The organism is Gordonia sp. (in: high G+C Gram-positive bacteria) (genome assembly GCF_047602025.1).
Taxonomy (GTDB): domain Bacteria; phylum Actinomycetota; class Actinomycetes; order Mycobacteriales; family Mycobacteriaceae; genus Gordonia.
The window spans coordinates 1,911,873-1,936,356 of record NZ_JASGII010000001.1; the positions used below are offsets into that span (position 1 = coordinate 1,911,873).

Here is a 24,484-nt window from a genome sequence, read left to right on the forward strand (position 1 = left end):
TGATCCAGCGGCGCCACATCGACCTCATGCGCTGCGACAGCGCATCCTGTATGCGCTAGCCGGATTCGGCCAGCGAGTAGTCCCCCTTCTCGGTCGCGCGGCGCAGCGCACCGACCCCGGATGCCGAATCCGAGTTCACCATTCATGCCAGCCCCATGAACGCTGCGCGCAGCAATGCCCGCGCGAGGAGAATCCATGACGCTCACCACCCCCGAGTCCGTCGGCGACGACGTCGGCAAGACTCCCGCCCGCCGCGAGCGGCCGGAGCGGCCCGCACGCGCCGCCGGCGGCGAGGCTCCGGCCCGCCGGCCGCGGCCGAAGAAGACGCGCGCCGAGGGCCAGTGGGCCCTGGGCTACCGCGAGCCGCTGAACCCGAATGAGCAGTCCAAGAAGGACGACAACCCGCTCAACGTCCGCGACCGCATCGAGAACATCTACTCGAAGGTCGGCTTCGACGGCATCGACAAGGCCGACCTGCGCGGCCGGTTCCGCTGGTGGGGCCTCTACACCCAGCGCGCCGAGGGCTACGACGGCACGCACACCCACGACGACAACATCGACTACCTCGAAGCCCCGTACTTCATGATGCGGGTGCGCACCGACGGCGGGAAGCTCGACCTCGCCCAGGTCCGCACGCTGGCCGGCATCTCCCGCGACTTCGCGCGCGGCACGGCCGACATCAGCGACCGCCAGAACATCCAGTACCACTGGATCGAAATCGAGAACGTCCCGGAGATCTGGCGCCGCCTCGAGGAAGTCGGCCTGGAGACCACCGAGGCCTGCGGCGACTGCCCGCGCGGCATGCTCGGCTCCCCGCTCGCCGGGCTCTCGGCCGACGAGGTCATCGACGGCACGCCGGCCATCGAGGAGATCAAGCGCCGCTACATCGGCGACCGCTCCTTCTCGAACCTGCCGCGCAAGTTCAAGACCGCCGTCTCCGGGCAGCAGGACGTCGTCCACGAGATCAACGACGTGAGCTTCGTCGGCGTCGAGCACCCAGAGCACGGCCCCGGCTTCGACCTCTGGGTCGGCGGCGGCCTGTCGACCAATCCGATGCTCGCCCAGCGCCTGGGCGCGTGGGTGCCGCTGGACGAGGTGGCCGACGTCTGGGAGGGCGTCGTCTCGATCTTCCGCGACTACGGCTACCGCCGCCTGCGCTCGAAGGCGCGGCTGAAGTTCCTCCTCAAGGACTGGGGCGTGGAGAAGTTCCGCCAGGTCCTCGAGGACGAGTACCTGAAGCGCAAGCTGATCGACGGCCCCGCGCCGGAGCAGCCCAAACACCCGATCGACCACGTCGGCGTCACCAAGCTGACCAACGGCCTCAACGCCGTCGGCTACTCGGCGGTGTCCGGGCGGCTGTCGGCCGACGTGCTCGACGCGATCGCGGATGCGGCGCAGGCGGCCGGCTCGGACTCGGTGCGCCTCACCCCGTACCAGAAGCTGGTCATCGTGAACGTGCCCGACGACAAGATCGCCGGTCTCGACACCGCGCTCGAGGCGGTCGGCCTCACGTCCCGCCCGTCGCGCTGGCGCCGCAACCTCATCGCCTGCACCGGCCTGGAGTACTGCAAGCTGTCGTTCACCGAGACCCGCAGCCGCAGCCAGGCGCTCGTCCCGGAGATGGAGACGCGGCTGGCCGAGTTGAACGAGCAGCTCGACGTGCCGATCACCATCAACTTCAACGGCTGCCCGAACTCCTGCGCCCGCGTGCAGGTGGCCGACATCGGCCTCAAGGGCCAGTTGATCGACGACGGCAACGGCACCCCCGTCGAGGGCTTCCAGGTCCACCTGGGCGGCGCCCTGGGCTTCGACAGCGGCTTCGGCCGCAAGCTGCGCCAGCACAAGATCTACGCCGACGAGGCGACCACCTACATCGAGCGCGTGGTCCGCAACTTCATCGCCGGGCGCCACGAGGGCGAGCGCTTCGCCGAGTGGGCCGCCCGCGCCGACGACGCCGAGCTGCAGTGAGGGAGGGACCGATGACTGCCACGATCGACACCGACACCCTGCGCACCATCGCCGAGCGCGGCGCCGCCGACCTCGGCCCCGACGCCACCGCCGACGAGTTGCTGCGCTGGACCGCCGAGACCTTCGGCACCGACTTCGTGATCGCCGCCAACATGCAGGACGCGGTGCTCATCGACGTCGCCGACAAGGCCATCGACGCCGACTTGCGCGGCGATGCCCGCCTCAAGGTGTTGTTCCTCGACACCGGCTACCACTTCGCCGAGACGATCGGCACCCGCGACGCGGTGACCCAGGTCTACAACCTCGACCTGATCAACGTCACGCCCGAGCACACCGTCGAGCAACAGGACGAGCTGCTGGGCAAGAACCTGTTCGCCCGCGAACCCGGCGAGTGCTGCCGGCTGCGCAAGGTCGAGCCGCTCAAGGCGTCGCTCGCCGGCTTCTCCGCGTGGGTCACCGGCATCCGCCGCGTCGAGGCGCCCACCCGGGCGAACGCGCCGCTGATCTCCTTCGACGAGGGCTTCGGGCTGGTCAAGATCAACCCGCTCGCCGCCTGGTCCGACGAGGAGTTCCAGACCTACATCGAGACCCACGGGGTCTTGGTGAATCCGCTGGTCGACGAGGGCTACCCCTCGATCGGGTGCGAGCCGTGCACCGCGAAACCAGCCGCCGGAGCCGATCCGCGCAGTGGCCGTTGGGCCGGGCGCGCCAAGACAGAATGTGGGTTGCACGTCTCATGAGCATCGATACCCAGAGCACGCCCCTGGTGCGCGACGACCGGGAGTTCGACACCCTCGACGCGCTCGAGTCCGAGTCGATCCACATCTTCCGCGAGGTGGCCGGCGAGTTCGAGCGACCGGTGATCCTGTTCTCCGGCGGCAAGGACTCGACGCTGCTGCTGCACCTGGCGCTCAAGGCCTTCTGGCCCGCGCCGCTGCCGTTCTCGCTGCTGCACGTCGACACCGGCCACAACCTGCCGGAGATCATCAGGTTCCGCGACGAGATCGTCGAGCGGCACAACCTGCGGCTGCACGTCGCCAGCGTCGAGGACTACCTGGCCGACGGCCGCCTCAGCGAGCGCCCCGACGGGATCCGCAACCCGCTGCAGACCATCCCGCTGCTCGACGCCATCACCGAGAACCGGTTCGACGCGGTCTTCGGCGGCGCCCGCCGCGACGAGGAGCGGGCCCGCGCCAAGGAGCGCGTCTTCTCGCTGCGCAACGCCTTCGGCCAGTGGGATCCGAAGCGCCAGCGCCCAGAGCTGTGGAACCTCTACAACGGCCGCCACGCCCCCGGCGAGCACGTGCGCGTGTTCCCGCTGAGCAACTGGACCGAGCTCGACGTGTGGCGCTACATCGCGCGCGAGCAGGTGTTGCTGGCACCGCTGTACTACGCGCACGAGCGCGAGGTGTTCCAGCGCGACGGCATGTGGATGACCGCCGGACCGTGGGGCGGCCCGCGCGACGGCGAGACCGTCGAGACCCGGTCGGTGCGCTACCGCACCGTCGGCGACGGTTCGACCACCGGCGCCGTCCTGTCCGACGCCGCCGACAACGAGGCGGTCCTGGCCGAGGTCGCCACCTCCCGCCTGACCGAGCGCGGCGCCACCCGCGGCGACGACCGCGTGTCCGAGGCTGCGATGGAAGACCGCAAGCGCGAAGGATACTTCTGATGAAACACTCCCCCGACCTGCTGCGCATCGCAACCGCGGGCAGCGTCGACGACGGCAAGTCCACCCTCGTCGGCCGCCTGCTCTACGACACGAAGTCGGTGCTCGCCGACCAGATCGACGCCGTGAACCGGGCGTCGGAGGCCCGCGGACTCGACGGCCCGGACCTGTCGCTGCTCGTCGACGGCCTGCGCGCCGAGCGCGAGCAGGGCATCACCATCGACGTCGCCTACCGGTACTTCGCCACCGGCGAGCGCTCCTTCGTGCTCGCCGACACCCCCGGCCACGTGCAGTACACCCGCAACACGGTCTCCGGCGCGTCCACCGCACAGCTGGTGATCCTGCTGGTCGACGCCCGCAACGGCGTCGTCGCGCAGACCCGCCGCCACGCGGCCGTGATGGCGCTGCTGGGCGTGCCGCAGCTGGTGCTGGCGGTCAACAAGATCGACCTCGTAGACAACGGTGCCGAGGTGTTCGACCAGATCACCGCTGACTTCGCCGAGTTGACCCGGTCGCTGGGCTGGACCGACGAGCAGGTGCTCGCGATCCCGGTGTCGGCGCTGCACGGCGACAACGTCGCGTCGCGGTCGGACGCCACGCCGTACTACGACGGCCCGACGCTCATCGAGCACCTGGAGACCGTGCCGAACATCCACGAGCGCTCCGGCGAACCGGTCGGCCTGCGCTTCCCGGTGCAGTACGTGATCCGTCCGCGCACCGCCGAGTTCCCCGACTACCGCGGCTACGCGGGGCAGGTCGCGGCCGGCACGGTGTCGCAGGGCGACGAGGTCGTCATCCTGCCGTCGGGCACCCGCACCACGATCGCGGCCATCGACACCGCCGACGGCCAACTCGCCTCCGCCACCGCCGGGCACAGCGTCACGCTGCTGCTGGCCGACGACGTCGACGTCTCGAGGGGTGACGTCATCGCCGCGGCCGCAGCAGCGCCGGAGCCGATCCAGCAGTTCACCGCGACGGTGTGCTGGCTCGGCGACAAGCCGCTGCGCCCGGGCGCACGGCTGCTGCTCAAGCACGGCACGCGCACGACGCAGGCGATCGTCGGGTCGCTGGACGTGGTGTTCGACGAGCAGGAGTTGGCGCTCGTCGCCTCGCCCGAGTCGCTGGAGCTCAACCAGATCGGGCGCATCGCGGTGCAGACCGCCGAGCCGATCGTCGCCGACGACTACAGCCACAGCCGCGAGTCCGGCAGCTTCCTGCTGATCGATCCCGCGGGCGGCAACACGCTGGCCGCCGGCCTGGTCGGCGACGCCCTCGAGCAGTTGCACCTCGATCCGGCGCCGGCGTGAGTCTGCTACTCGTCGCGCACGGCAGCCGGGATCCCCGGTTCGCCACGACGTTGCGCGGCGTGCGCGACGCGGTGGGGGCCGCGACGCCCGACCGCCGCGTCGAGCTGGCCTATCTCGACCTGACCGATCCGCTGGTCGGCACCGCGTTGGACGCGCTGGCGGGCGCCGGCGGCCGGGTGACGGTCGTGCCGCTGCTACTGGGCGACGGCTATCACAGCCGGTTCGACCTGCCGGTGCTGCTCGACGAGTCGCGCCGCCGCCACCCGGGCGCGGTCATCGATCAGACGCCGGTCCTCGGCTCGATCAGCCTGGCGACCGCGCTGGTCGACCGCCTGCACGAGGCCGGCGCGCACAGCGGTGACGGGGTGCTGATGTACGCCGTCGGTTCCTCCGATGAGGGTTCCGACGAGGCCGCGCGCCGCCGCGGCGCCGAGGTGGCGCGGCTGACCGGCCTGCCCGTCGAGGTCGTCTTCGCGACGAAGCTCGGGCCACGGGCCCGCGAGCTGCGCGGCGCACTGGCGCGGCTGCGCGCGGCGGGGGCCACGCGCATCGTCGGCCTCCCCTATTTCCTGTCCGCGGGCCTGCTCACCGAACGCGTCGAAGGCCTGCTGCGCTTCCTGGCGCCGGGCTGCGCCGTCGCCGGCCCGCTGGGCGCGCACCCGGCGGTCGTCGACGCGGTCGCCGCCGTGGCGGACAACCGGGTGCCGCTGAGCCGACTAATCGTCGCGAACTGACGCAGTCCAGCTGCGCTCGACGGCCGCCCGCAGCGTAGGAACGACGGTTTCGACGAAGTAGGGCGCGTCGGCCCGCGACCATCCCCACGCCCCACGCGCCGACGGGTGCGTGAAGTGGGCGATCATCGTCGGCGGGTCGCCGAACGCCGGTGAGACGACGAGGTTCTCGCCGACCCGCTCGCCATCGACCATGATCTGGTCCGCGAGCTCTCGCCACACGCCGACCCCTTGGATCAGCACCAGTGTGGGCTGGAGGATGCGCAGGATCTCGCTCAGGTGGTCGAAGCAGTTGTGGGTCATCGTCGAGACACCGGCACTGTCCATGCTGTTCGGCTTGGTCGTCGCGGAACACAGTCGTGCGTTCAGCAGCGAGTAGGCGGTGAAAACCGATTCCGGCCGACCTTCGAGATCAATCTCCTCTGCTTGCAGCGGCAGTCCGAAGCAGTAGTTCAACGCGAGGCGCGTTCCACGCATGTGCGGGTTCCGCGTCGGCGACGCCGGGTCGATGACGAGATTGTGATGCGCGGTCCGCTCCGCCCGCCGCACGTGGGCCTGCAGCGGTGGCTTGCCGCCGAGTTCCATGCCGACCACGGCCATCCGCCACGGATGGCCGTCAATCGTGAGGTCGTAGTTGTCTCCGATGTAACCGAGCTGGCCCTCGTAGAACGCGCAATCCGCATCGTTCGCCCGCGCTGCGGACAGACAGTCCGGGCCGTGGGCACACACGAACTCCCCGCCGGCGGCCAGAATGGACTGCGACGTGTAGTCGTCGTAGCGCGCTATTCGACGAGCCGTCCGCACAGGGTCCGACCGGTACGCGTGGCGCATCCGCCGAGCCTAGCGGGACCAACTGCCGCCTACGCGTCGAACCCGGCGACCTTGGTCGCACGCGCGTAAACCGTCTCGCCCGGCTGCAGGTGCAGGGCGTTCTGGTCGCCGCGGGTGATCTGCGCGGAGAACTCCTCGCCGTTGGCGGCCGAGACCAATTCCACGCGGGTCTCGAACCCCAGGTTGACCACGCGCTGCACGGTCGCCTTGACCGTGCCGGTGTCCAGGTCGGTGTCGCCGCCGGGCAGCGCGACCTCGGGGCTGCGGCTGATGCGGATGTCGTGCGGGCGGACGAGTTCGCCGTTGAGGCGGACCGTCGAACCGAGGAACGAGGCGACGAACGGGTTGGCCGGCCGGTCATAGAGGTCGTCGGGCGACCCGACCTGCTCGATGCGCCCCTGGTTCAGCAGGGCGATGCGATCGGAGACGTCGAGCGCCTCGGCCTGGTCGTGGGTCACCAGCACCGTGGTCACGTGCACCTCGTCGTGGAGGCGGCGCAGCCACTTGCGCAGGTCCTCGCGGACCTTGGCGTCGAGGGCGCCGAACGGCTCGTCGAGCAGCAGCACCTTCGGGTCGACGGCGAGCGAGCGGGCCAGGGCCATGCGCTGGCGCTGGCCGCCGGAGAGCTGCGACGGGAAGCGCTTCTGCACGAACTCGAGGCCGACGATCTCGAGCAACTCGTCGACCTTGCGGTCGATCTCGGCCTGCGGGCGCTTGCGGATCTTGAGGCCGAACGCGATGTTGTCGCGCACGTTGAGGTGTTTGAACGCGGCGTAGTGCTGGAAGACGAAGCCGATGTCGCGCTTCTGCGGCGACTGGTCGGTGACGTCGGTGCCGTTGATGAGCACCGTCCCCGAGTCGAGGCTGTCGAGCCCGGCGATGGCGCGCAGCAGCGTCGACTTGCCCGAGCCCGACGGGCCGAGCAGCGAGGTCAGCGACCCCTGCGGGATGTCGAGGGTGACGTCGTCGAGGGCGGCGAAGTCGCCGTAGTGCTTGTTCGCCCCGATCACCGAGATGGACATGTCAGACGCCTTCTTTCTGCTGGGCGAGTCGGGGGTCGGTCGACGCGGGGCCGTCGGGCACGGCGAGCGCCTCTTCGGACGCTCCCGCGTACCGGCCCTGCACGCGGCGCTCGACGACGGTCATGGCGACGAGGACGAGGATCGCGACGAGCATCAGGAGTGTCGCCGCCGCGTACGCGCCGAACTCGTTGTAATCGTCGGTGTACCGGGAGTGGACGAGCAGGGTGAGGGTCTGCGAGATGCCCGGGTAGTTCGACGACACCATGGTCACCGCGCCGTACTCGCCGAGCGAGCGCGCGATGGTCAGCACGACGCCGTAGGTCAGTCCCCAGCGGATGGCCGGCAGGGTGATCCGGCTGAACGTCTGCCACCCGTTGGCGCCGAGCGTCGCCGCCGCCTGCTCTTGCTCGGTGCCGATCTCGCGCAGCACCGGCTCGACCTCGCGCACGACGAACGGGAGCGTCACGAACAGCGTCGCCAGGACCAGGCCGGGGAAACCGAAGATGACCTTGAACCCGAGGCTCTCGACGCCGCCGAACCAGCCGCCGTGACCCCACAGCAGGATCAGGGCGACGCCCGCCACGACCGGCGACACCGCGAACGGCAGGTCGACGACCGATTGGAGCAGGCCCTTGCCCGGGAAGCTACCCCTCGTCAATGCGAGTGCCGTCGCGACGCCGAAAACGATGTTCAGCGGTACGACGATCGCGACGATCAGCAGGCTCAACTGCAGGGCCGAGATGGCCGCCGGCGTGGTGATCCACTCCCAGAACTGCCCGAAGCCGTGCTCGAAGGAGCGCCAGAAGATGAGTGCGACCGGCACCACGAGGAGCACGAACAGATACACCAGCGCGATCGTCCGCAGCGCGTACCGGGTCAGCGGGGAAACCTTCACCGGTCCTCCTCCTCCCGCACCGACTGCCGTCGGCCGACGATGCGCAGGACGAGGAGCACCAGGAACGCGATGAGCAGCAGGACGACCGAGATCGCGGCGGCGTTCACCGGCTCGTCGATCTCGATCTGTTGCTGGATGTACTGGGAGGCGACCTGCGTCTTGCCGGGGATGTTGCCGCCGATCAGGACGACGGACCCGAACTCGCCGATCGCGCGGGTGAAGGCCAGGCCCGCACCGGTCAGGATCGCGGGCAGCAGGGCCGGCAGGACCACCTTGGTGAACGTCACCCGGTTGCTCGCGCCGAGGACGGCCGCGGCCTCCTCGACGTCGGTGTCCGACTCGAGCAGCACCGGCTGCACCTGGCGCACGACGAACGGCAGCGTGACGAAGGTCAGCGCGATCACCAGTGCCGGCCGCGTCGCGTTGAGCTGGATGTCGACGGGCGAGTTGGGACCGTACAGCGACAGCAGGACCAGGCTGGCGACGATCGTCGGGAGCGCGAACGGCAGGTCGATGATCGCGTTGACGAAGCTCTTGCCGGGGAAGTCGTCGCGGACGAGCACCCACGCGATGAGGGTGCCGAACACGACGTTGATCAGCGCGACGACGATCGAGACGCCGACGGTGATCGCGAGGGCGTCGATCGCGCTGCGCTCGGTGATCGCCGACCAGAAGCCGCTCCACCCGTTGCCGAAGGACTGCACGGCGATGGCCGCGAGCGGCAGCAGCACGATGACGCTCAGCCAGAGCCAGGCCACGCCGACGCCCAGCGGGGAGACGCCCCGGAAGGTCTGCGGCCGGCCGAGGAATCCGGCCGGCGCCTGCGTGTCGGCCGCCGCGGTCATTTTCGACCCCCGGCGGTATAGATCTCGGTGACCGCGCCGTCCGCGCCGAACAGCGCGGCGTCGACGGCCTTCCACCCGGTCAGGTCCTTGCCGTCGCCCGCGGCGGCGGTGTCGCGGCCGAGGACCTTGCCGAGGTCGCTGATCGTCCACAACCGGGTGATCCGGCCCGGGAACAGGTCGGCGGTCTCGGCGGCCACGGCGTCGTCGACCGGGCGGAAGCCGGCGCGGGCCCACAGCCGCTGGGCCGTCGGCGTGAAGAGGAAGTCGACGAAGGAGCGCGCGGCCCGCGGGTCCTCGCTCGTGGTGGTCACCGCGACCGGGTTCTCGATCTTGAAGGTCTGCGGCGGAATGACGTACTCGACCTGCTGGCCGCGCGGCGCGGTCGCGTTGGCCCGGTCGAGCATGATCGCCTCGTTCTCGTAGCTGATCAGGACGTCGCCCTGGCCCTGCTCGAAGGCGGTGGTCGCCTCGCGGCCCGACTTCGGCTGCACGCGGACGTGGTCGCGGACGAGCTCGCCGATGTAGTCGAGACCGGCCTGCCGGTTGCGCCCGCCGTCGCTCTTCGCGGCGAAGGGCGCCAACAGGTTCCACTTGGCCGACCCGGAGCTGCCCGGGTTCGGCGTGATGACCTGGACGCCCGGCTTGAGCAGGTCGTCCCAGTCGTGGATGTTCTTGGGGTTGCCCTTGCGCACCACGAGTGCCACCACCGAGCCGAACGGCGTGCTGCTGTTCAGCGCCTGCGACTTCCAGTCCTCGGCGACGACGCCCTCCTTCACCAGGCGCGCGATGTCGGGCTCGACGGAAAAGTTGACAACGTCGGCCGGCACGCGGCGCGCGACCTTGCGCGATTGGTCGCCGGAGGCGCCGTAGCTCTGTGCGAAGCCGACGCCCCGACCGTCCGCGGTGGCGCGGAACGCCGGGATGATCGCGTCGTACCCGGGCTTGGGGACCGCGTAGGCGACCAGCTTGAGGTGTCGGCTGCCCGAGGAGATGTCCTGTCCGCCGGGCTCGTCGGTCGATCCACCGCCGCACGCGGCGGTGCCCAGGGCGACCGCGGTGACCGCGATCAGGGCGGTCAGCGCGCGGCGCAGGGGGATCGTCGAGGTCACCGGGTCAAACTAGCAAGGCCGGGCGCCCGTCGCCGCCGCACAGCGGCGCCCCGGTGCGCGGTCGGTTGCGGCGTGTTAGCCGATGATCAGCCACGCCACGACGACGAGCAGGAGCAGGCCGAGCAGGGCCCAGGTCACCGGCGAGCGCTTCATGGTCGAGTCTTGTCCTTCCCGCGGCGCTGCGCGCGGATCCGCGCTGAGGTTGTCGCGATGTCGTGGCGCAGCGCGCCGATCCCATCCTTCACCTGCAGGTTCCAGACGGCGGTGATCCGTGCCCGCACCCGCGCGGCGACGCCGGCGCCGACCTCGATCGCGCGCGACAGCAGGATCGCCAGGCCGATCGCCAGGGGCACGACGGCGAGCAGGAACACGATGAGTTGCGGCACGAACGGGAGCCGGATCAGCCACGCTTCTACGCCGTCCCACCAGGAGAGGAACCCGGACACCGGCGCACCCTTCTTGCAATCAGCCTGATTAAAAACCCGCGGCCAGCCGCGCGCCGTCCAGCATAGTCGCGCGGCTCAGGCGAGCCCGCGCCGCCGGAGCAGCGGCGCGACCTCGGCCGCCCCGCCGATCAACTCCCGGTGCGCGGCGAGCGGGTCGACGCTGTCGCCCTTCGACAGGGTCGTCTGGACGAAGCGGCGGCCCAGTTCCCGACTCAGGCCGCCGCCCGCGTCGAACCATTCGCGGGTCGCGGCGTCGAGCACCTCGGACCAGATGTACGCGTAGTACGCCGACGAGTAGCCGCCGGCGAAGATGTGGTTGAAGTACGGACTGCGGTAGCGCGGCGGGATGAGGTCGTTCGCCGCACCGGCCCGCTCGAGCGAGGCGGCCTCGACCGCCGGCCACACGCCCGGGTCCTCCGCGACGCGGAGTTCGGCGAGCCGCGCGCCGGTCAGCCGGTGCCAACCCAGGTCGACGATGGCCGCGCCGAGGTATTCGACGGTCGCGTGTGCCGGTTCGGTGCTCGACGTCGCGCGCACCTGCTCGATCAGCTCGGCGGGCGCCGGCTCACCGGTCTCGACGTGGCGCGCATAGCTGGCGAGGACGTCGGGGTGCAGCGCCCAGTGCTCGTTGACCTGCGACGGGAACTCGACGAAGTCGCGCGGCACCGACGTCCCCGACTGCGAGACGAACCGCACGTCCGACAGCAGCCCGTGCAGCGCGTGCCCGAACTCGTGGAACAGGGTCGTCAGCTGGTCGATGCTGAGCAGCGTCGGCTCGCCGTCGGCGGGCTTGGGCACGTTGAGCACGTTGACGACGACCGGTTTGGTGCCCTGTTCGCGGGACTGGTCGACGAAGGAGGTCATCCAGGCCCCGCCGCGCTTGGTGGGCCGCGCGTAGTAGTCACCCAGGTAGAGCCCGACCCCGTGGCCGTGCTCGTCGAAGACTTCGAAGACCCGGACGTCGGGGTGATAGCCCGCCAGGTCGGCGCGCTCGGTGAAGGTCAGCCCGTACAGCTTGCCGGCGGCGAAGAAGACGCCGTCGCGCAATACGCGGTCGAGTTCGCAGTAGTGCGCGAAGCCGTCGATGTCGGCCTCGGCCCGCGCGCGCTGATGGCGGGCGAGCCAGAACGTGTAGTCCGACGGGGCGACGTCCCCACCGGCGAGTTCGCGCAGGGCCGTCGCCTCGGCCGCCGCGGCCGGGCGGACCGCCGCGGCGACCTGGGCGAGCAGCGCTTCGACGGCGTCGACGTCGGGGGCGGTCTCCTCGTCGATGACGTAGGCGGCGTGGTCGGGGTAGCCGAGGAGCTCGGCGCGGCGGGCACGCAACTGGACCACTTCGGCGACGATGCCCGTGGTGTCGAACTCGTTGCCGCGCGAGCCGCGGGCCAGTGAAGCGTCGAAGACGGCGCGACGGGCGACCGGATCGGTGAGGTCGGCGACGCTGCTCTGGCTGGTGGGCAGCTCCAGTGCGACGAGGTAGCCGTCGCGACCGGCCTGGGCCGCGCGCTCGCGGGCAGCCGACTTCTCCCCCGGCGAGAGCCCGTCGAGCCGCGATTCGTCGGCGAAGTGCACGGCCGACGCGTTGGCCTCCTCGAGCACGAGGCGGCCGAACTCGGTGGTGAGGTCGGCCAGCCGCGCGGTGATCTGGCGCATCTCTTCGCGACCGGCGTCGTCGAGCTTCGCGCCCGCGCGCACGCCGTCGCGGTACTGCTGGCCCAGCAGGCGGGATTCGTCCTCGGCGAGGCCGAGAGCCTCGCGCCGATCCCACACGGCGGCGATCCGCGTGAACAGCGCGGGGTCGCTGCGGATCGCGCTGGTGTGGTCGGCGAGCCGCGGGGCCAGCCGGGCGGCGATGTCGGTGCGCTCGGGCGTGGCGTCGGGACCGAGGATGCCGTAGAAGATCCGCAGCACCCGCGCGAGGTCCTGACCGGAGTTCTCCACCGCCAGGATCGTGTTGGCGAAGGTCGGCTCGGCGGGATCGGCGGTGATCGCGTCGATCTCGGCGCGGTGGGCGGTCAGTGCCTCGTCGACCGCGGGTTCGATGTCGGCGTCGGCGATTGCGGCGAAGTCGGGCAGCCCGTAGGGCAACGAGCCGACGGCGAGCGCCACTACTTGGCGCCCTTCGGCTTGTCGCCGACCGCGTCGGAGGACAGCGCGGCGACGAAGGCCTCCTGCGGGACGTCGACGCGGCCGATCGTCTTCATCCGCTTCTTGCCCTCCTTCTGCTTCTCGAGCAGCTTGCGCTTGCGGCTGATGTCGCCGCCGTAGCACTTGGCGAGCACGTCCTTGCGGATGGCGCGGATGTTCTCGCGGGCGATGATCTTCGACCCGATGGCCGCCTGGATCGGCACCTCGAACTGCTGGCGCGGGATCAGCTCCTTGAGCTTGAGGGCCATCTTGTTGCCATAGGCGTAGGCGGCGTCGCGGTGCACGATCGCGCTGAACGCGTCGACGGCCTCGCCCTGCAGCAGGATGTCGACCTTCACCAGGTCGGCCTGCGCCTCGCCGGCCTCTTCGTAGTCGAGGCTGGCGTAGCCGCGGGTGCGCGACTTCAGCGAATCGAAGAAGTCGAAGATGATCTCGGCCATCGGCAGCGTGTAGCGGATCTCCACGCGCTCCTCGGACAAGTAGTCCATGCCGCCCATCTCGCCGCGGCGGGACTGGCACAGTTCCATGATCGCCCCGATGTACTCGCTGGGCGCGATGATCGTGGTCTTGGTGATCGGCTCCCAGATCTCCTTCGTCTTGCCCGACGGCCAGTCCGACGGGTTGGTGACGACGTGCTCGGAGCCGTCGTCCATGACGACGCGGTAGACGACGTTGGGGGCGGTGGAGATGAGGTTGAGGTCGAACTCGCGCTCCAGGCGCTCGCGGGTGATCTCCATGTGCAGCAGGCCCAAGAACCCACAGCGGAAGCCGAAGCCGAGCGCCACCGACGTCTCCGGCTCGAAGGTGAGCGCGGCGTCGTTGAGCTGCAGCTTCTCCAGCGCCTCGCGCAGCACCGGGTAGTCCGAGCCGTCAACCGGGTACAGGCCGGAGTAGACCATCGGGACCGGCTCCCGGTAGCCGGTGAGCGCTTCGGTCGCCCCACCCCGAGCGGTCGTGACGGTGTCACCGACCTTCGATTGGCGCACGTCCTTCACGCCGGTGATGAGGTAGCCGACCTCGCCGACGCCGAGGCCGCCGGTGGGCTTGGGCTCGGGCGAGACGATGCCGACCTCGAGGAGTTCGTGGGTGGCGCCGGTCGACATCATGGCGATCTTCTCGCGCGGCACGATCCTGCCGTCGACCACGCGGACGTAGGTGACGACGCCGCGGTAGGTGTCGTAGACGGAGTCGAAGATCATCGCGCGGGCCGGGGCGTCGGCGTCGCCGACCGGGTGCGGCACCCGCTCGATGATGCGGTCGAGCAGTGCGGGCACGCCCTCGCCGGTCTTGCCGGAGACGCGCAGGACGTCGTCGGGCTCGCAGCCGACGATGTGCGCGAGCTCGGCGGCGTAGCGATCCGGGTCGGCGGCGGGGAGGTCGATCTTGTTGAGGACCGGGATGATCTCCAGGTCGTTCTCCATCGCCAGGTAGAGGTTGGCGAGGGTCTGCGCCTCGATGCCCTGTGCGGCGTCGACGAGCAGCACCGCGCCCTCACACGCCTCCAGGGCTCGGCTGACCTCGTAGGTGAAGTCGACGTGGCCGGGGGTGTCGATGAGGTGCAGCACGTAGTCGGTGTCGCCGACCTGCCACGGCAGGCGCACGTTCTGCGCCTTGATGGTGATGCCGCGCTCGCGCTCGATGTCCATCCGGTCGAGGTATTGCGCGCGCATCTGCCGTTCCTCGACGACGCCCGTGAGCTGCAGCATCCGGTCGGCCAGGGTCGACTTCCCGTGGTCGATGTGGGCGATGATGCAGAAGTTGCGGATGCGTTCGGGGTCGGTGAACGTCTTGTCGGCAAAGCTGGAAATGAGAGGCGCTCCTCGTCGCGAAGGTCTGCCCTCCAGTCTGTCATGCCGGTGCCGCCCAGCGCGGCCGGGCCTACGGTGGGAGGCGTGCGATCACTCACCATTCCCGCTGCCGGCGACGAACTGCCCGCGGTCGTCGCCGACCTGCACGAACCCGACTCATCGCCGCTGGCCGCGGTCGTGCTGGCGCATGGCGCCGGCGGCGACCGGAACGCGGCGATCCTGCGCGCCTATGCCGACGAGTTCTGCGCCCGCGGACTCCTCGTCGCCCGCATCGACCTCCCCTACCGGCAACAGCGGCCGAAGGGGCCGCCGTCACCGTCGCGGGCGGCCGTGGACCGCGCCGGGATCCGGCGGGCGATGGCGCAGGTGCGCGACCTGGCCGGCGGCATCCCGCTCATCGTCGGCGGCCACTCCTACGGCGGTCGCCAGGCGTCGATGGTCGTCGCCGAGGATGGCGGCCGACTGACCGACGGCCTGTTCCTCAGCTCCTACCCGCTGCACCCACCCGGCAAGCCCGAGCGGTTGCGCACCGAGCACCTGCCCCAGATCACCGTGCCGACGGTCGTCGTCCACGGCCGCACCGACCCGTTCGCCTCCGCCGACGAATTGGCCGCAGCGGTTGCACTGATCGACGCCCCGACGCGCATCGTCACCGTGGCGGCGCCCCATGCGCTGAACCCGGCGAAGACCGACGTCGCCCGACTGGCCGCCGATGCCGTGATGGACGTGATCGTCGACCCCGCGTAATTCGCATGTGCGACGACGCGCAACCACGGTCGGCCGAGCTGCGTTAGGTTTGCCCGCATGAGCGCACGCAAACACATCGCCACCCTCGGAATCGCCGCGGCAATCGCAACTGGCGCCGCACTCGTCCCGCCCGCCAACGCACCGGAGGCACAGGCCCGCGTCAACTGGGGCGCCATCGCCTGGACTTACAGCGGCGCCACCGGCTACGGCGTCAACTATCCGACGCAGGGCGCGGCGATCCGCGCCGCGAAGGGCCGCTGCGGTTCCACCTGCGGCTACATCGCCTTCTACAACTCGTGTGGCGCCGTCGCGTACAAGTTCATGGCCGGCCGCACCCGGGTCGGCACGGCCCGCGGCTTCCCGACCCGCGCCGCCGCCTCCGCCGCGGCCCGCCGCAAGGCCGGCCCCGGTTCCCACGTCCGCGGCTGGGCGTGCACCGCGCGGTGACACCGCGACCAGAGCCTGATCGTGTGGGGCCGCGCTCACCCGGCGCGGCCCCACACGCATCCCCCACCGAGCAGCTGGCGCGGGCCGTCGAGTACCGCCCGAACCTCGACGGCGACGCCGATCCGGGTGAAGTCGTGTGGACCTGGGTGCCCTTCGAGGAAGACCCCGCCCAGGGCAAGGACCGGCCCGTGCTCGTCGTCGGCCGCGACCCCCACGACCCCGAGCCCGACCAGGTGCTGGGCCTGATGCTCTCCAGCAAGCCGTATCACGCGGACGAGCCGAACTGGCGCCCGATCGGCGCCGGCGTCTGGGACGAGGAGCGCCGGCCCAGCTACGTGCGGTTGGACCGGGTGCTGGACATCCCAGCCGATCGGATCCGTCGGGAGGGCGCCGCCCTCGACCGGGAACGGTTCGACGCCGTCGCCGACGAGCTGCGCCGCGACTACGGCTGGCGGTAGTCCGCCCTCAGCGCGCCGCGCGCCGCTGGCGCACCCGGTTGCGCACGCCGGCGGCTCGTCGACGGGCCTTGCGCACCGTGTTGCGGGCGGCCGACTCCCACCGCGGCGGCGTCGCCGGCACCGGGGCGATCTTCACCCAGCCGGCCAGGGCGTCCAACGCCGCGTCGAGCACTTCCTGCTGCGACGGCGGCAACGCATCGGATCCCGCCGCCGCGTCGACCGCCAGGTCGTCGAGCGAGCCGACGACGTCGTAGCCGCGCGCCGCGATCGCCGCGGTCATCCGTTGCGCCTGCCCGGCCGCCCAGCGGCGCTGCTCGGTCGAGAGTCCCTGAGGCGCGCCGCGCTCCTCCTCGGCGAACATGACCTGCCCGATGACCTCGCCCTTGACGATCCGCTCGTACCGAGACCACTCGACGTCGGTGGGCTGCAGCCGGTCGTTGAGCTGGCGCAGGAACTCGGCCTGTGCGGCCGACAGGGATGAATTGGAGCTCTCCACCTGGGCCGACAACGCAGCCGGATCGACGCCCAGCACGCCGAGGAAGCGCTCCCACAGGCCGCCCCCGGCCGGCACGGTGACGACGTGGATCCGCTCGTCGGGCACCGCCGACGACCAGTCGTCGAGGATGCGGACATAGTCCTGGAACTCCCAGAACGGCCCCTCCTCGCCGTGGCCCAGGTCGGTCGAGTCCGCACGGCCGGCCACCGCGTCGACGAACTCGTCGAAGGTGCCGCGACGCTGGTTCTTCACGTTCTCCTGCCACGCCGACGGCAACTGGCGGGCGAGGTCACGGACGGTGGCGATGACGTGGACCTCGTCGGCGAAGTCGAGCGCGCCCACGAATTCGGCGATCTGCTCGCGGTTCGCGGTCGCCAACAATTCGTGCGACACCAGGCTCGTGCCGGGCCAGGCGCGCATCTGCGCGACCATCGTCGGCCAGGCGCGCTTGCGCTCCGGGTCGACCCAGTCGAGGTAGCGCTTCGGCTGCAGGTGGGCCGCGGCGTGGAAGTGATCGTCGATGGCATCGCCCGGGTACAGCAGCCCCGCCTTGAGAGCGAGGTCGCGGTTGCGCCACAACCGGTCCTGCAAATGGGTGGTCCCGGTCTTCGGCAGACCGATGTGGACGTACACGACGGACATACCGCTCACCCTAGCGAGCACCGCACCCGACGATTTGGGCGGCCACGGAGCCGACTGGTAAAGTCGACGGTCGTTGTCATCCCAGATCTAGTTAGAGGACAAACTCGCGTGGCAAACATCAAATCGCAGGTCAAGCGCATCAAGACCAATGAGAAGGCGCGTCGACGCAACCAGTCGGTTCGCTCCGCCCTTCGCACGTCGATCCGCACCTTCCGCGAGGCCGTCGAATCCGGCGACAAGAAGAAGGCCGGCGAGCTGCTCGCCGCGACCAGCCGCCAGCTCGACAAGGCGGCCAGCAAGGGCGTCATCCACGCCAACCAGGCCGCCAACAAGAAGTCGGCGATGGCCATCGCCGTCAACAAGCTCTGAGCTTGGCCTGACGCCGCTCCGCGGCACCTGTTCTGCAATCACCCCGGTGACGACCACGCGGTCGCCGGGGTGATTCGCGTTTGCGGGGGGCGGGCGACCGGTCAGCGGCCGCGGCGCGGTCGCAGGCCCGCGACGGCCGAAACGGCGCTCACCAGGCTGTAGTCGGCGTCGGCGGCCTGCCCCTTCACATCACCGTTGAGCTTGGCGACGACGACGGCAGCCCGGCCGATCGAGGTGGCGTCCCACGCGGCGGCCTGCGCCTGCAGCTTCTTCACCCGACTCGGCGGCATCCCGAGGTCGGCCGCCGCCGACTGCGGGTTCGCGTTGCCCAGACCCTTGACGCGGGCTATGCCGTGGACGGCTTCGGCGAGCGCATCGGCCAGGATGACCCGCGGCGTGCCGTGGTGCACCGCCCACGCGAGCGCCTCCAGGGCCCCGCCCTCGTCGCCGGTGACCGCCTTGTCGGCAATCTCGAAGCCCTTCACCTCGGCGCGGCCGGCGTAGTAGGTCTCGACGGCCTGCTCGGTGATCTTGCCGCCGGTGTCGGCGACCAATTGGCTGGCGGCGGCGGCGAGCTCGCGCAGGTCCGAGCCGACGTTCGCGAGCATCAGGTCGACGACCTCGCGCGGCACCCGCACGCCCAGGTTCTGGAATTCGCGGCGCACGAAGTCGGCGCGGTCGGACGGCCAGCGCGGCGTGGCACAGTCGATGACCGTGGCGCCCGCCTGCTGCAGTGCGCCGACCATCGCCTTGGTGCGCCCGCCCCCGGTGTGGGCGATGGCGAGGGTGATCCCGTCGGGGATGTCGCCGAGAGTCGAGGTGATGACGGCTGCCGGCTCCTTGCCCGCCTCCGCGGCCGCCTCGACGACGATGACCCGCGCGTCGCCGAACAGCGACGGGCTGAGCAGTTCGGCGAGTTCGGTGCCGGTGACGTCGCCGGCGCGCACCCGGGTGACCGGCACCGGTTCCGACGACCCCTTGCCCACCGCGGCGACGACCTGGTGCACCCCGCGTTCGAGGAGGAAGTCGTTGTCGCCGAGCAGCAGGTACAGGGGTTCGCTCACGAACTCATCCTACGGCGCGTCTCCGACGCCGTGGCTCGCGGCGACGGTGGCCTCGAGTTGGTGCTCGCGCCCGAGACTGCTGACGGTGTAGCCGACGCTCAGGATGAACGGCACCACGATCAGCGCCGCCATGGTCCAACCGTTCCAGCCCTGGTGCTCGACGAGTTCGCCGGTCTCCTTGTAGGCGATGCACAGCGCACCGAGGGCGACGATGAGCCATCCGGTCGCCTTGTTCTTGTACGACTGCATCAAGCGCCAGTCGTCCATGTTCATCGCGCCGAGGGCGGCGGTCCGCCACTGGCGCCGACGCCGCATGCTCAGCACATAGGCCACCGGCGGCAGCAGCCACCACCAGCGGCTCACCGGCTTCGGCGCGGGTATCGAGCCCACCCGTTCCCGCATCTCCTCGGCTTCATCGCGGGTGATTCCGGGGTCGCGAAGTTCGATCGCGGCCTGGTAGATCGGGCCGGCGAACAGCAGCCAGCCACCGAGGAATCCGAACCAGAACCAACCGCCCATCAAACGGACTGTACTTGTCCCCCGACCGCCGACGCAGCACCGACCGGCCGACGATCGCCGCGACGATGACCAACAGGACCCACAACGGTCCCGCGGGAACCGCCGCCCAGCGGCCACCGAGGAATCGCGCCACTCGGAGGATCCACCAGAGCCCCGGCTCGCAGGCGACCACGAGCAGTCGTGCCATGGCCGTGGCCGCTCCCACGTCGATTGCCGCCAACACCAGGGCGAGCGCCCCCAGGACGGTGACCACCGGGATGACCGGTGCGACCGCGATGTTGGCGAGCACCGCGGTCAGGCTGACCCGCCCCGAGATCAGCGCAACCAGCGGCGCGGTGACGACGAAGGCGACGGTCGCCATCGCGACGGCGTCTGCCGCGCCGCGCGGCCAACGGTGCCCGACCAGCCGGTCGCGCAGCACCGGCGACCACGCGATGAGCGCCGCGGTCGCCGCGACCGACATCGCGAAGCCCGCGTCGACGGCCAGCTCGGGCCACACCAGCAGGGCCAGCGCCACCGCGGCAGCCAGCGCGGGCATCGCGTCGCGGCTGCGCGAGCCCGCCATCGCCAGCAGGCCGATGCCGCCCATGATCGCCGCGCGGATCACGCTCGGGGACAGTTGGGTGAGCACCGCGAAGGCGATCGTCGCGGCGAGTCCGGCGATCGCGGTCGTGCGGAGCGATCCGCCGACGACGGCGAAGACCAGCACCGCCGCCCCGACGATCAGCGCGAAGTTGGCTCCGGAAACAGCGGATAAATGGGTGAGTCCGGCCCGCCGGAACTGATCCTCCACCTCGGCCTCCCCCATGCTGGTGTCGCCGACGACCAGCCCGGGCAACAACCCGGCCGCGCGATGGCCGACCGCATCGGCGCACACCGCCCGAAATCGCCCGCGGACTGCTTCGGCGAGCCGCAGGTAACCGGGTGCCTCGGCGACGACGGTGGGCGGCCCGCGGGCCGTCAGCTGCGCCACGACCAGCCCCCGCCCCTCCGGGATGCGGACGGTCACCACCCCGCGGGCGCGCTGACCCACACGCAGGTCGAGCCACCGGCCCGACGGCGCGCCCGGACGGTTCGACGCGAACAGCACCGCCGTCGCGGCGGGCACCGAGCGACCGTCGACCGCGTGCAGCCGCACGCGCGCCCAGACGAGCTCTGGGCTGCGCGATCCGACTTTCGGATCCTCGATCGGACTGACCACGGCCGTGACCGCGGCACCCGCGAGTTGCCGCAGCGGGTGGGCGTCGACGCGGTCGGCCCGGATCAGCAGGGCGATACCCGCTCCTCCGGTCAGTCCCGCGGTCGCGAGCACGATCGTCGCAGCCCCCGCCATCCCCCGACCGTGCCCACTTTCCCGCCGACCGTGTCCGCTTTCGCACCGAGTGCACCCGGCCAGAGCGGCCGCGCCACCGCCGACGCAGCCGAGCGACAGCAGGATCGCGACGACCAGCACGCCGCGCGCGGAGCTGATGCCCAACCAGGTGATGGACCAGCACCCGATAGCGGGAATCGCCAACCGCAGGTCGAGGCGCGGCATGCTCAGGACCCGACGGTGACCAGATCGCGCAACCGCTGCAAGCGGGCGGGGCCGATCCCGTCGACCTCGGTGAGTTGGTCCACGGACGTGAACCGGCCGTGCGCGGTGCGCCAGTCGACGATCGCCTTCGCGGTCACCGGTCCCACGCCGGGCAGGCCGTCGAGTTGCTGCTCGGTGGCGGTGTTGAGGTCGATCTTGCCGCCGCTGGGCGCCGCGGTCCCCGGTCCGGCATCAGCCGGCGCACCGGGGGCGGACGGGGCGCCGTCGACTCCGATCACCGCGCTGCGCAGTCCGGGCCGCCCGGGTCCGCGGGCGAGCCCGACAATGACTTGATCGCCGTCGCGAAGTGGTCGGGCCAGGTTCAGCGAGAGGAGGTCGGCACCGGCCAGGTGTCCGCCCGCCCGGCGGATGGCGTCGGCGACCCGCGACTGCGGCGGCATGCGGACCAATCCGGGACGGTGGACCAGCCCCACGACGCTCACCACGATCGGGTCGGCCGCCACCGGCGGTTTCGCCGGTTCCCGGGGTGACCGGGACGCGGTGGGACCGGCGGAGGCGGGAAAATCCACGACGGGGACGGGGTTGGCCGGAGCGCGCAGCGCCAGGTAGGCGGCGATCAGCGCGGCGACGACCCCGACGCCGACCAGCGCGATCGCAGCCGGCGGCAAGGTCTGCCACCGGTGTCCCGGCTCGTCGTGCTGGCCGTCGTCATCCCACTCGTCACCGAGGTCGGTCAGCGCGAAGTCATCGGCGTCGGGCTCGACATCCCAGGAAGTCGGATCCAGCCACCGCGGTGTGGCGGCGGGAGTCGGGGCCCCGATCCCCCACTGCTGGCGGCCGGCCGCCGCACCCGCCAGAACCGGCTCCGGCACCTCTTCTGGAGCAGACACCGGTTCCGGCGGCGCCACGATCGGTTCGGGCCCGGACGCCGGGGCCGGGCGCGCCAGTCTGGCCAGCCGCTGCCGCACGATGTCCGGCTCCCCCGAGCGCCCCCGTTGCATGACCCGACGATAGGGCCGACGGCCGCTGCGGCCGCTGGCACCGAAGGTTGAACGCCGTCCACCTGTGGACGACGTCAGACTGTGGACGACTCAGCTCGCCGACGCGACGGCACCGCGGATCAGATCCACGGCCACCGGGTCGTAGCCGATCAGCATGTGACCGCTGCGGATCTGCGGGACGAGGTCCTGCAGCACGATGTTGTCGGCTCCCGCGACGGCGACCGACTCGGGTGCCGCGAAGGCGTCGCGCGTGCTGGTGACGGTTGTGATCGGGGCGCCGGGTTCGGCCGCGTCGAGGTCGGCGAGGTAGGCGCTGCCGGGAATGAGCCGCAGGGCCATCGGGCACACCAGGCCGACGACCGTCCGTGCGATGGGCGCACCGAAGAACCGCGACCACCCCGGCCGGAAGCCGTGGTTCTGCGCGCTGACCAGGACCGCCCCGGCCACGTCGTCGTCGGAACGCAACAGGTCGCGGATGATCACGCCGCCGAAGGACTGTCCGACCAGGATCACGCGGCTGCTCCCGGTCGCCGTGCGGACTCGACTGACGAACTCGGTCAGCGCGGCGACCTGGCGTGCCGGTTCCCGCGTGCCCAGGCCGGGCAGGTTGCAGGCGAAGACCGGATGCCCGTCGGCGATCAGCCCCGGCGCCAGCCGGTACCAATAGAATTCGCCGGGCACGAACGACCCCGGCACCAGGACCACGGGCAACTCGCCGCCGCGGGAGGGCTGTCCCCATGCGTTGACCCCGGCGGGCCAACGGCGCCCCCGCACTGCGCCGACAGCGGCCGATCCCACGCCGCGTGCGGCGGCCAACGCGGTGCCTGTGATGCCCATCAACCCCGCTCCACGGGTATCGGTACGACCATCCGGGTGCGTGATTCGTTGTAGTACCGCAGATTCAGCACAAACTCCCACGCACCGGATTCGGGGGCCTGTGCGGGCAGCCGGAACACGCCGCGGTCGATGAAGTCGACCGACACCGTCATCAGGGCGTCCAATCCGTCGGGACCGCGGAAGCTGGGCGCCTCGCCGATCTCCCAGAGGAAGCCGGAATCATCCAGCGGCGTCTTGAACAGCAGCGGGAATACGGTGACGCCGAGGACTTTGTTGTGCTCGTATGCGAAGAAGCACCCGTCGCTGAGGACGATTTCGTGCAACGGACTGCCGACCTTGTCCATGCCCGGGATGCCGAAGTCCACGCGGGCGGTGCCGGAGCCGACCAGGCCCGGCGCGCGGTACGCCTTGCGACTCACGAACATGCGCCAGCGCGACGCTCCGACCAGGGGCACGGCGGAGAAGTCGACGCTGAAACCGTCGGGGAACTCGACGCCGATCTCGCGGATCGAATAGGGGCGCCCGTTGGCAGCGGTCGGGAACTCGAATGCGGCGCGCAGACCGGTCGTGGAGCCCGGCGCCGTCGACGACAGCTCGAATTGGACCACCGGATCGGGTAGGGCGATACCCCGCGGTGCGCGCGGGGCGAGTATTCGCGAGACTGCGGCCGAGAACCTGGTCAGTGCGCCGTTTCGCTCGGTGGTGGCCGACTCTCGCACGATCAGTCCAGCGGGGTGAGCGTCGAGCCGATCGTGACTCCGACGGCGCCTTCGCCGACGTGGACGCTCAGCACCGGCCCGAGCGGCGCCGTGAGCGAGACGACGACGTCGGGGATGCGGCTGCGCAGTTCGGCCATCACCTCGTCGGCGACGTCCTGCGCCCCGCAGTGCTGCACCCCCACCGAGACCGGCCGCGAACCGGCGATCTCACAGGCGGAGTCGACCATCTTGGCGAGCGCTTTCGAGAAGGTCCGCTGCCGCTCCTTCAGCGTGAGCGAGCCGTCGACGGTGTGCAGGATCGGCTTGATCGACAGCGCCGAGCCCAGCATGCGCCCGGCCGCGCTGATCCGGCCGCTCGCGCGCAAGTGGTCCAGGTCGGACACGCAGATCATCGACTCGATGGTCGCCGCCTCGCGCACCGCCGCCTCGTAGACGCGGTCGCGCTCCTCACCGCGCGCGGCGGCCTGTGCCGCGACGAGCGCGGTGAAGCCGACCGCCAGGCCGACCGAGCGGGAGTCGACGACACGGACCGCGCCGTCGTACTTGTCGGCGGCCACGCGGGCCGCACTCCAGGTGCTCGACAGCTTGCGGGACATGTGGACCGCGACGACGCCATCTCCCTTGGCGTCCTTGACCGCCTTCGCGAACGCCTTCTCCAGGTCGGCGGGGGTGGCCCCGGACGTGGTCACGCCGGGCGTGGCGATCAGCCTGTCGGGGATCTCATCGATGTTCTCGCGGTAGTCCTGGCCGTCGTGCACGACGTGTAGCGGCACCTGCCGGATCCCGTAGGCCTCGGCGATCTCGGGCGGCAGGCAACACGACGAATCGGTGACGACGACGACGGGCACGGCTCTACGTTAGCCGGTCGC

At 70.9% G+C, this 24,484-nt stretch carries 25 protein-coding genes; 9 read left to right on the plus strand and 16 right to left on the minus strand.

Annotated elements, in window-relative coordinates:
• Positions 1–195: 195 nt before the first annotated feature.
• Genes QM728_RS09520 through QM728_RS09540 form a run of 5 tightly spaced genes read left to right on the plus strand, consistent with a single transcriptional unit; the run spans position 196 to position 5,678 of the window.
• Positions 196–1,968 carry a nitrite/sulfite reductase gene (locus QM728_RS09520; RefSeq protein ID WP_415031783.1) on the plus strand — a complete coding sequence of 591 codons (1,773 nt, stop codon included), beginning with the start codon at positions 196–198 and terminating at the stop codon, positions 1,966–1,968.
• Positions 1,969–1,979: 11 nt separating this feature from the next.
• Entirely contained in the window at positions 1,980–2,708 is a 729-nt protein-coding gene (locus QM728_RS09525; protein ID WP_415031784.1) for a phosphoadenylyl-sulfate reductase, read from the plus strand.
• On the plus strand, positions 2,705–3,640 hold the full coding sequence (cysD, locus tag QM728_RS09530; RefSeq protein WP_415031785.1) for a sulfate adenylyltransferase subunit CysD: 936 nt from the start codon (positions 2,705–2,707) through the stop codon (positions 3,638–3,640). Before QM728_RS09525 ends, cysD begins: the two co-directional genes overlap by 4 nt.
• A complete protein-coding gene (locus tag QM728_RS09535) occupies positions 3,640–4,944 on the plus strand; it encodes a sulfate adenylyltransferase subunit 1 (RefSeq protein ID WP_415031786.1) in 1,305 nt (434 codons plus the stop codon). Before cysD ends, QM728_RS09535 begins: the two co-directional genes overlap by 1 nt.
• Complete coding sequence (locus QM728_RS09540; RefSeq protein ID WP_415031787.1) at positions 4,941–5,678, plus strand: sirohydrochlorin chelatase; 738 nt, start codon at positions 4,941–4,943, stop codon at positions 5,676–5,678. The genes QM728_RS09535 and QM728_RS09540 overlap by 4 nt, the downstream gene beginning before the upstream one ends.
• Here the strand turns inward: QM728_RS09540 and QM728_RS09545 are convergent.
• The 8 genes from QM728_RS09545 to lepA form a co-directional block, all read right to left on the minus strand.
• Positions 5,661–6,506: a hypothetical protein gene (locus tag QM728_RS09545; RefSeq protein ID WP_415031788.1), complete on the minus strand. Its 846-nt coding sequence runs from the start codon at positions 6,504–6,506 to the stop codon at positions 5,661–5,663. The genes QM728_RS09540 and QM728_RS09545 overlap by 18 nt on opposite strands.
• Before the next feature lie 29 nt (positions 6,507–6,535).
• Positions 6,536–7,528 (minus strand): sulfate/molybdate ABC transporter ATP-binding protein, encoded by a 993-nt coding sequence (locus QM728_RS09550; protein ID WP_415031789.1) that lies wholly within the window; start codon positions 7,526–7,528, stop codon positions 6,536–6,538.
• Between the two features lies 1 nt (position 7,529).
• A complete protein-coding gene (gene cysW / locus QM728_RS09555) occupies positions 7,530–8,423 on the minus strand; it encodes a sulfate ABC transporter permease subunit CysW (RefSeq protein WP_415031790.1) in 894 nt (297 codons plus the stop codon).
• Positions 8,420–9,268, minus strand: coding sequence for a sulfate ABC transporter permease subunit CysT (gene cysT, locus QM728_RS09560; RefSeq protein WP_415031791.1), 849 nt, complete (start codon positions 9,266–9,268; stop codon positions 8,420–8,422). Before cysT ends, cysW begins: the two co-directional genes overlap by 4 nt.
• Entirely contained in the window at positions 9,265–10,359 is a 1,095-nt protein-coding gene (locus tag QM728_RS09565) for a sulfate ABC transporter substrate-binding protein (protein WP_415032870.1), read from the minus strand. The genes cysT and QM728_RS09565 overlap by 4 nt, the downstream gene beginning before the upstream one ends.
• 167 nt (positions 10,360–10,526) lie before the next feature.
• Positions 10,527–10,823, minus strand: a complete 297-nt coding sequence (locus tag QM728_RS09570; RefSeq protein ID WP_415031792.1) for a hypothetical protein — start codon at positions 10,821–10,823, stop codon at positions 10,527–10,529.
• Between the two features lie 75 nt (positions 10,824–10,898).
• Positions 10,899–12,932, minus strand: a complete 2,034-nt coding sequence (locus QM728_RS09575; protein ID WP_415031793.1) for a M3 family metallopeptidase — start codon at positions 12,930–12,932, stop codon at positions 10,899–10,901.
• On the minus strand, positions 12,932–14,815 hold the full coding sequence (lepA, locus tag QM728_RS09580; RefSeq protein ID WP_415032871.1) for a translation elongation factor 4: 1,884 nt from the start codon (positions 14,813–14,815) through the stop codon (positions 12,932–12,934). Before lepA ends, QM728_RS09575 begins: the two co-directional genes overlap by 1 nt.
• Before the next feature lie 48 nt (positions 14,816–14,863).
• Between lepA and QM728_RS09585 the strand changes: the two genes are divergently transcribed.
• The 3 genes from QM728_RS09585 to QM728_RS09595 are packed head-to-tail and all read left to right on the plus strand — an operon-like array spanning position 14,864 to position 16,431.
• Positions 14,864–15,526 (plus strand): alpha/beta family hydrolase, encoded by a 663-nt coding sequence (locus QM728_RS09585; RefSeq protein WP_415031794.1) that lies wholly within the window; start codon positions 14,864–14,866, stop codon positions 15,524–15,526.
• A gap of 57 nt (positions 15,527–15,583) precedes the next feature.
• The gene (locus QM728_RS09590) at positions 15,584–15,973 is read left to right on the plus strand and encodes a DUF4189 domain-containing protein (protein ID WP_415031795.1); all 390 of its coding nucleotides are present in this window, start codon (positions 15,584–15,586) and stop codon (positions 15,971–15,973) included.
• Between the two features lie 23 nt (positions 15,974–15,996).
• Positions 15,997–16,431, plus strand: coding sequence for a type II toxin-antitoxin system PemK/MazF family toxin (locus QM728_RS09595; RefSeq protein ID WP_415031796.1), 435 nt, complete (start codon positions 15,997–15,999; stop codon positions 16,429–16,431).
• Between the two features lie 7 nt (positions 16,432–16,438).
• On the opposite strand, the gene QM728_RS09600 is transcribed toward QM728_RS09595, so the two are convergent.
• A complete protein-coding gene (locus QM728_RS09600) occupies positions 16,439–17,569 on the minus strand; it encodes a sulfotransferase family protein (RefSeq protein WP_415031797.1) in 1,131 nt (376 codons plus the stop codon).
• 108 nt (positions 17,570–17,677) lie between these two features.
• On the opposite strand from QM728_RS09600, the gene rpsT reads away from it, so the two are divergent.
• A complete protein-coding gene (rpsT, locus tag QM728_RS09605; protein ID WP_415031798.1) occupies positions 17,678–17,938 on the plus strand; it encodes a 30S ribosomal protein S20 in 261 nt (86 codons plus the stop codon).
• 101 nt (positions 17,939–18,039) lie between these two features.
• Here rpsT and holA read toward each other — a convergent pair whose 3' ends face one another.
• The 7 genes from holA to QM728_RS09640 form a co-directional block, all read right to left on the minus strand.
• Positions 18,040–19,002 carry a DNA polymerase III subunit delta gene (gene holA / locus QM728_RS09610; protein ID WP_415031799.1) on the minus strand — a complete coding sequence of 321 codons (963 nt, stop codon included), beginning with the start codon at positions 19,000–19,002 and terminating at the stop codon, positions 18,040–18,042.
• A gap of 9 nt (positions 19,003–19,011) precedes the next feature.
• Positions 19,012–19,521, minus strand: a complete 510-nt coding sequence (locus tag QM728_RS09615; RefSeq protein ID WP_415031800.1) for a hypothetical protein — start codon at positions 19,519–19,521, stop codon at positions 19,012–19,014.
• Complete coding sequence (locus QM728_RS09620) at positions 19,415–21,058, minus strand: ComEC/Rec2 family competence protein (protein ID WP_415031801.1); 1,644 nt, start codon at positions 21,056–21,058, stop codon at positions 19,415–19,417. The genes QM728_RS09615 and QM728_RS09620 overlap by 107 nt, the downstream gene beginning before the upstream one ends.
• Before the next feature lie 2 nt (positions 21,059–21,060).
• Positions 21,061–22,059 (minus strand): helix-hairpin-helix domain-containing protein, encoded by a 999-nt coding sequence (locus tag QM728_RS09625; protein ID WP_415031802.1) that lies wholly within the window; start codon positions 22,057–22,059, stop codon positions 21,061–21,063.
• A gap of 90 nt (positions 22,060–22,149) precedes the next feature.
• Entirely contained in the window at positions 22,150–22,896 is a 747-nt protein-coding gene (locus QM728_RS09630; protein WP_415031803.1) for an esterase/lipase family protein, read from the minus strand.
• Complete coding sequence (locus QM728_RS09635; protein WP_415031804.1) at positions 22,896–23,504, minus strand: hypothetical protein; 609 nt, start codon at positions 23,502–23,504, stop codon at positions 22,896–22,898. The genes QM728_RS09630 and QM728_RS09635 overlap by 1 nt, the downstream gene beginning before the upstream one ends.
• A gap of 113 nt (positions 23,505–23,617) precedes the next feature.
• Positions 23,618–24,463 carry a DegV family protein gene (locus QM728_RS09640; RefSeq protein ID WP_415031805.1) on the minus strand — a complete coding sequence of 282 codons (846 nt, stop codon included), beginning with the start codon at positions 24,461–24,463 and terminating at the stop codon, positions 23,618–23,620.
• Positions 24,464–24,484: the final 21 nt, after the last annotated feature.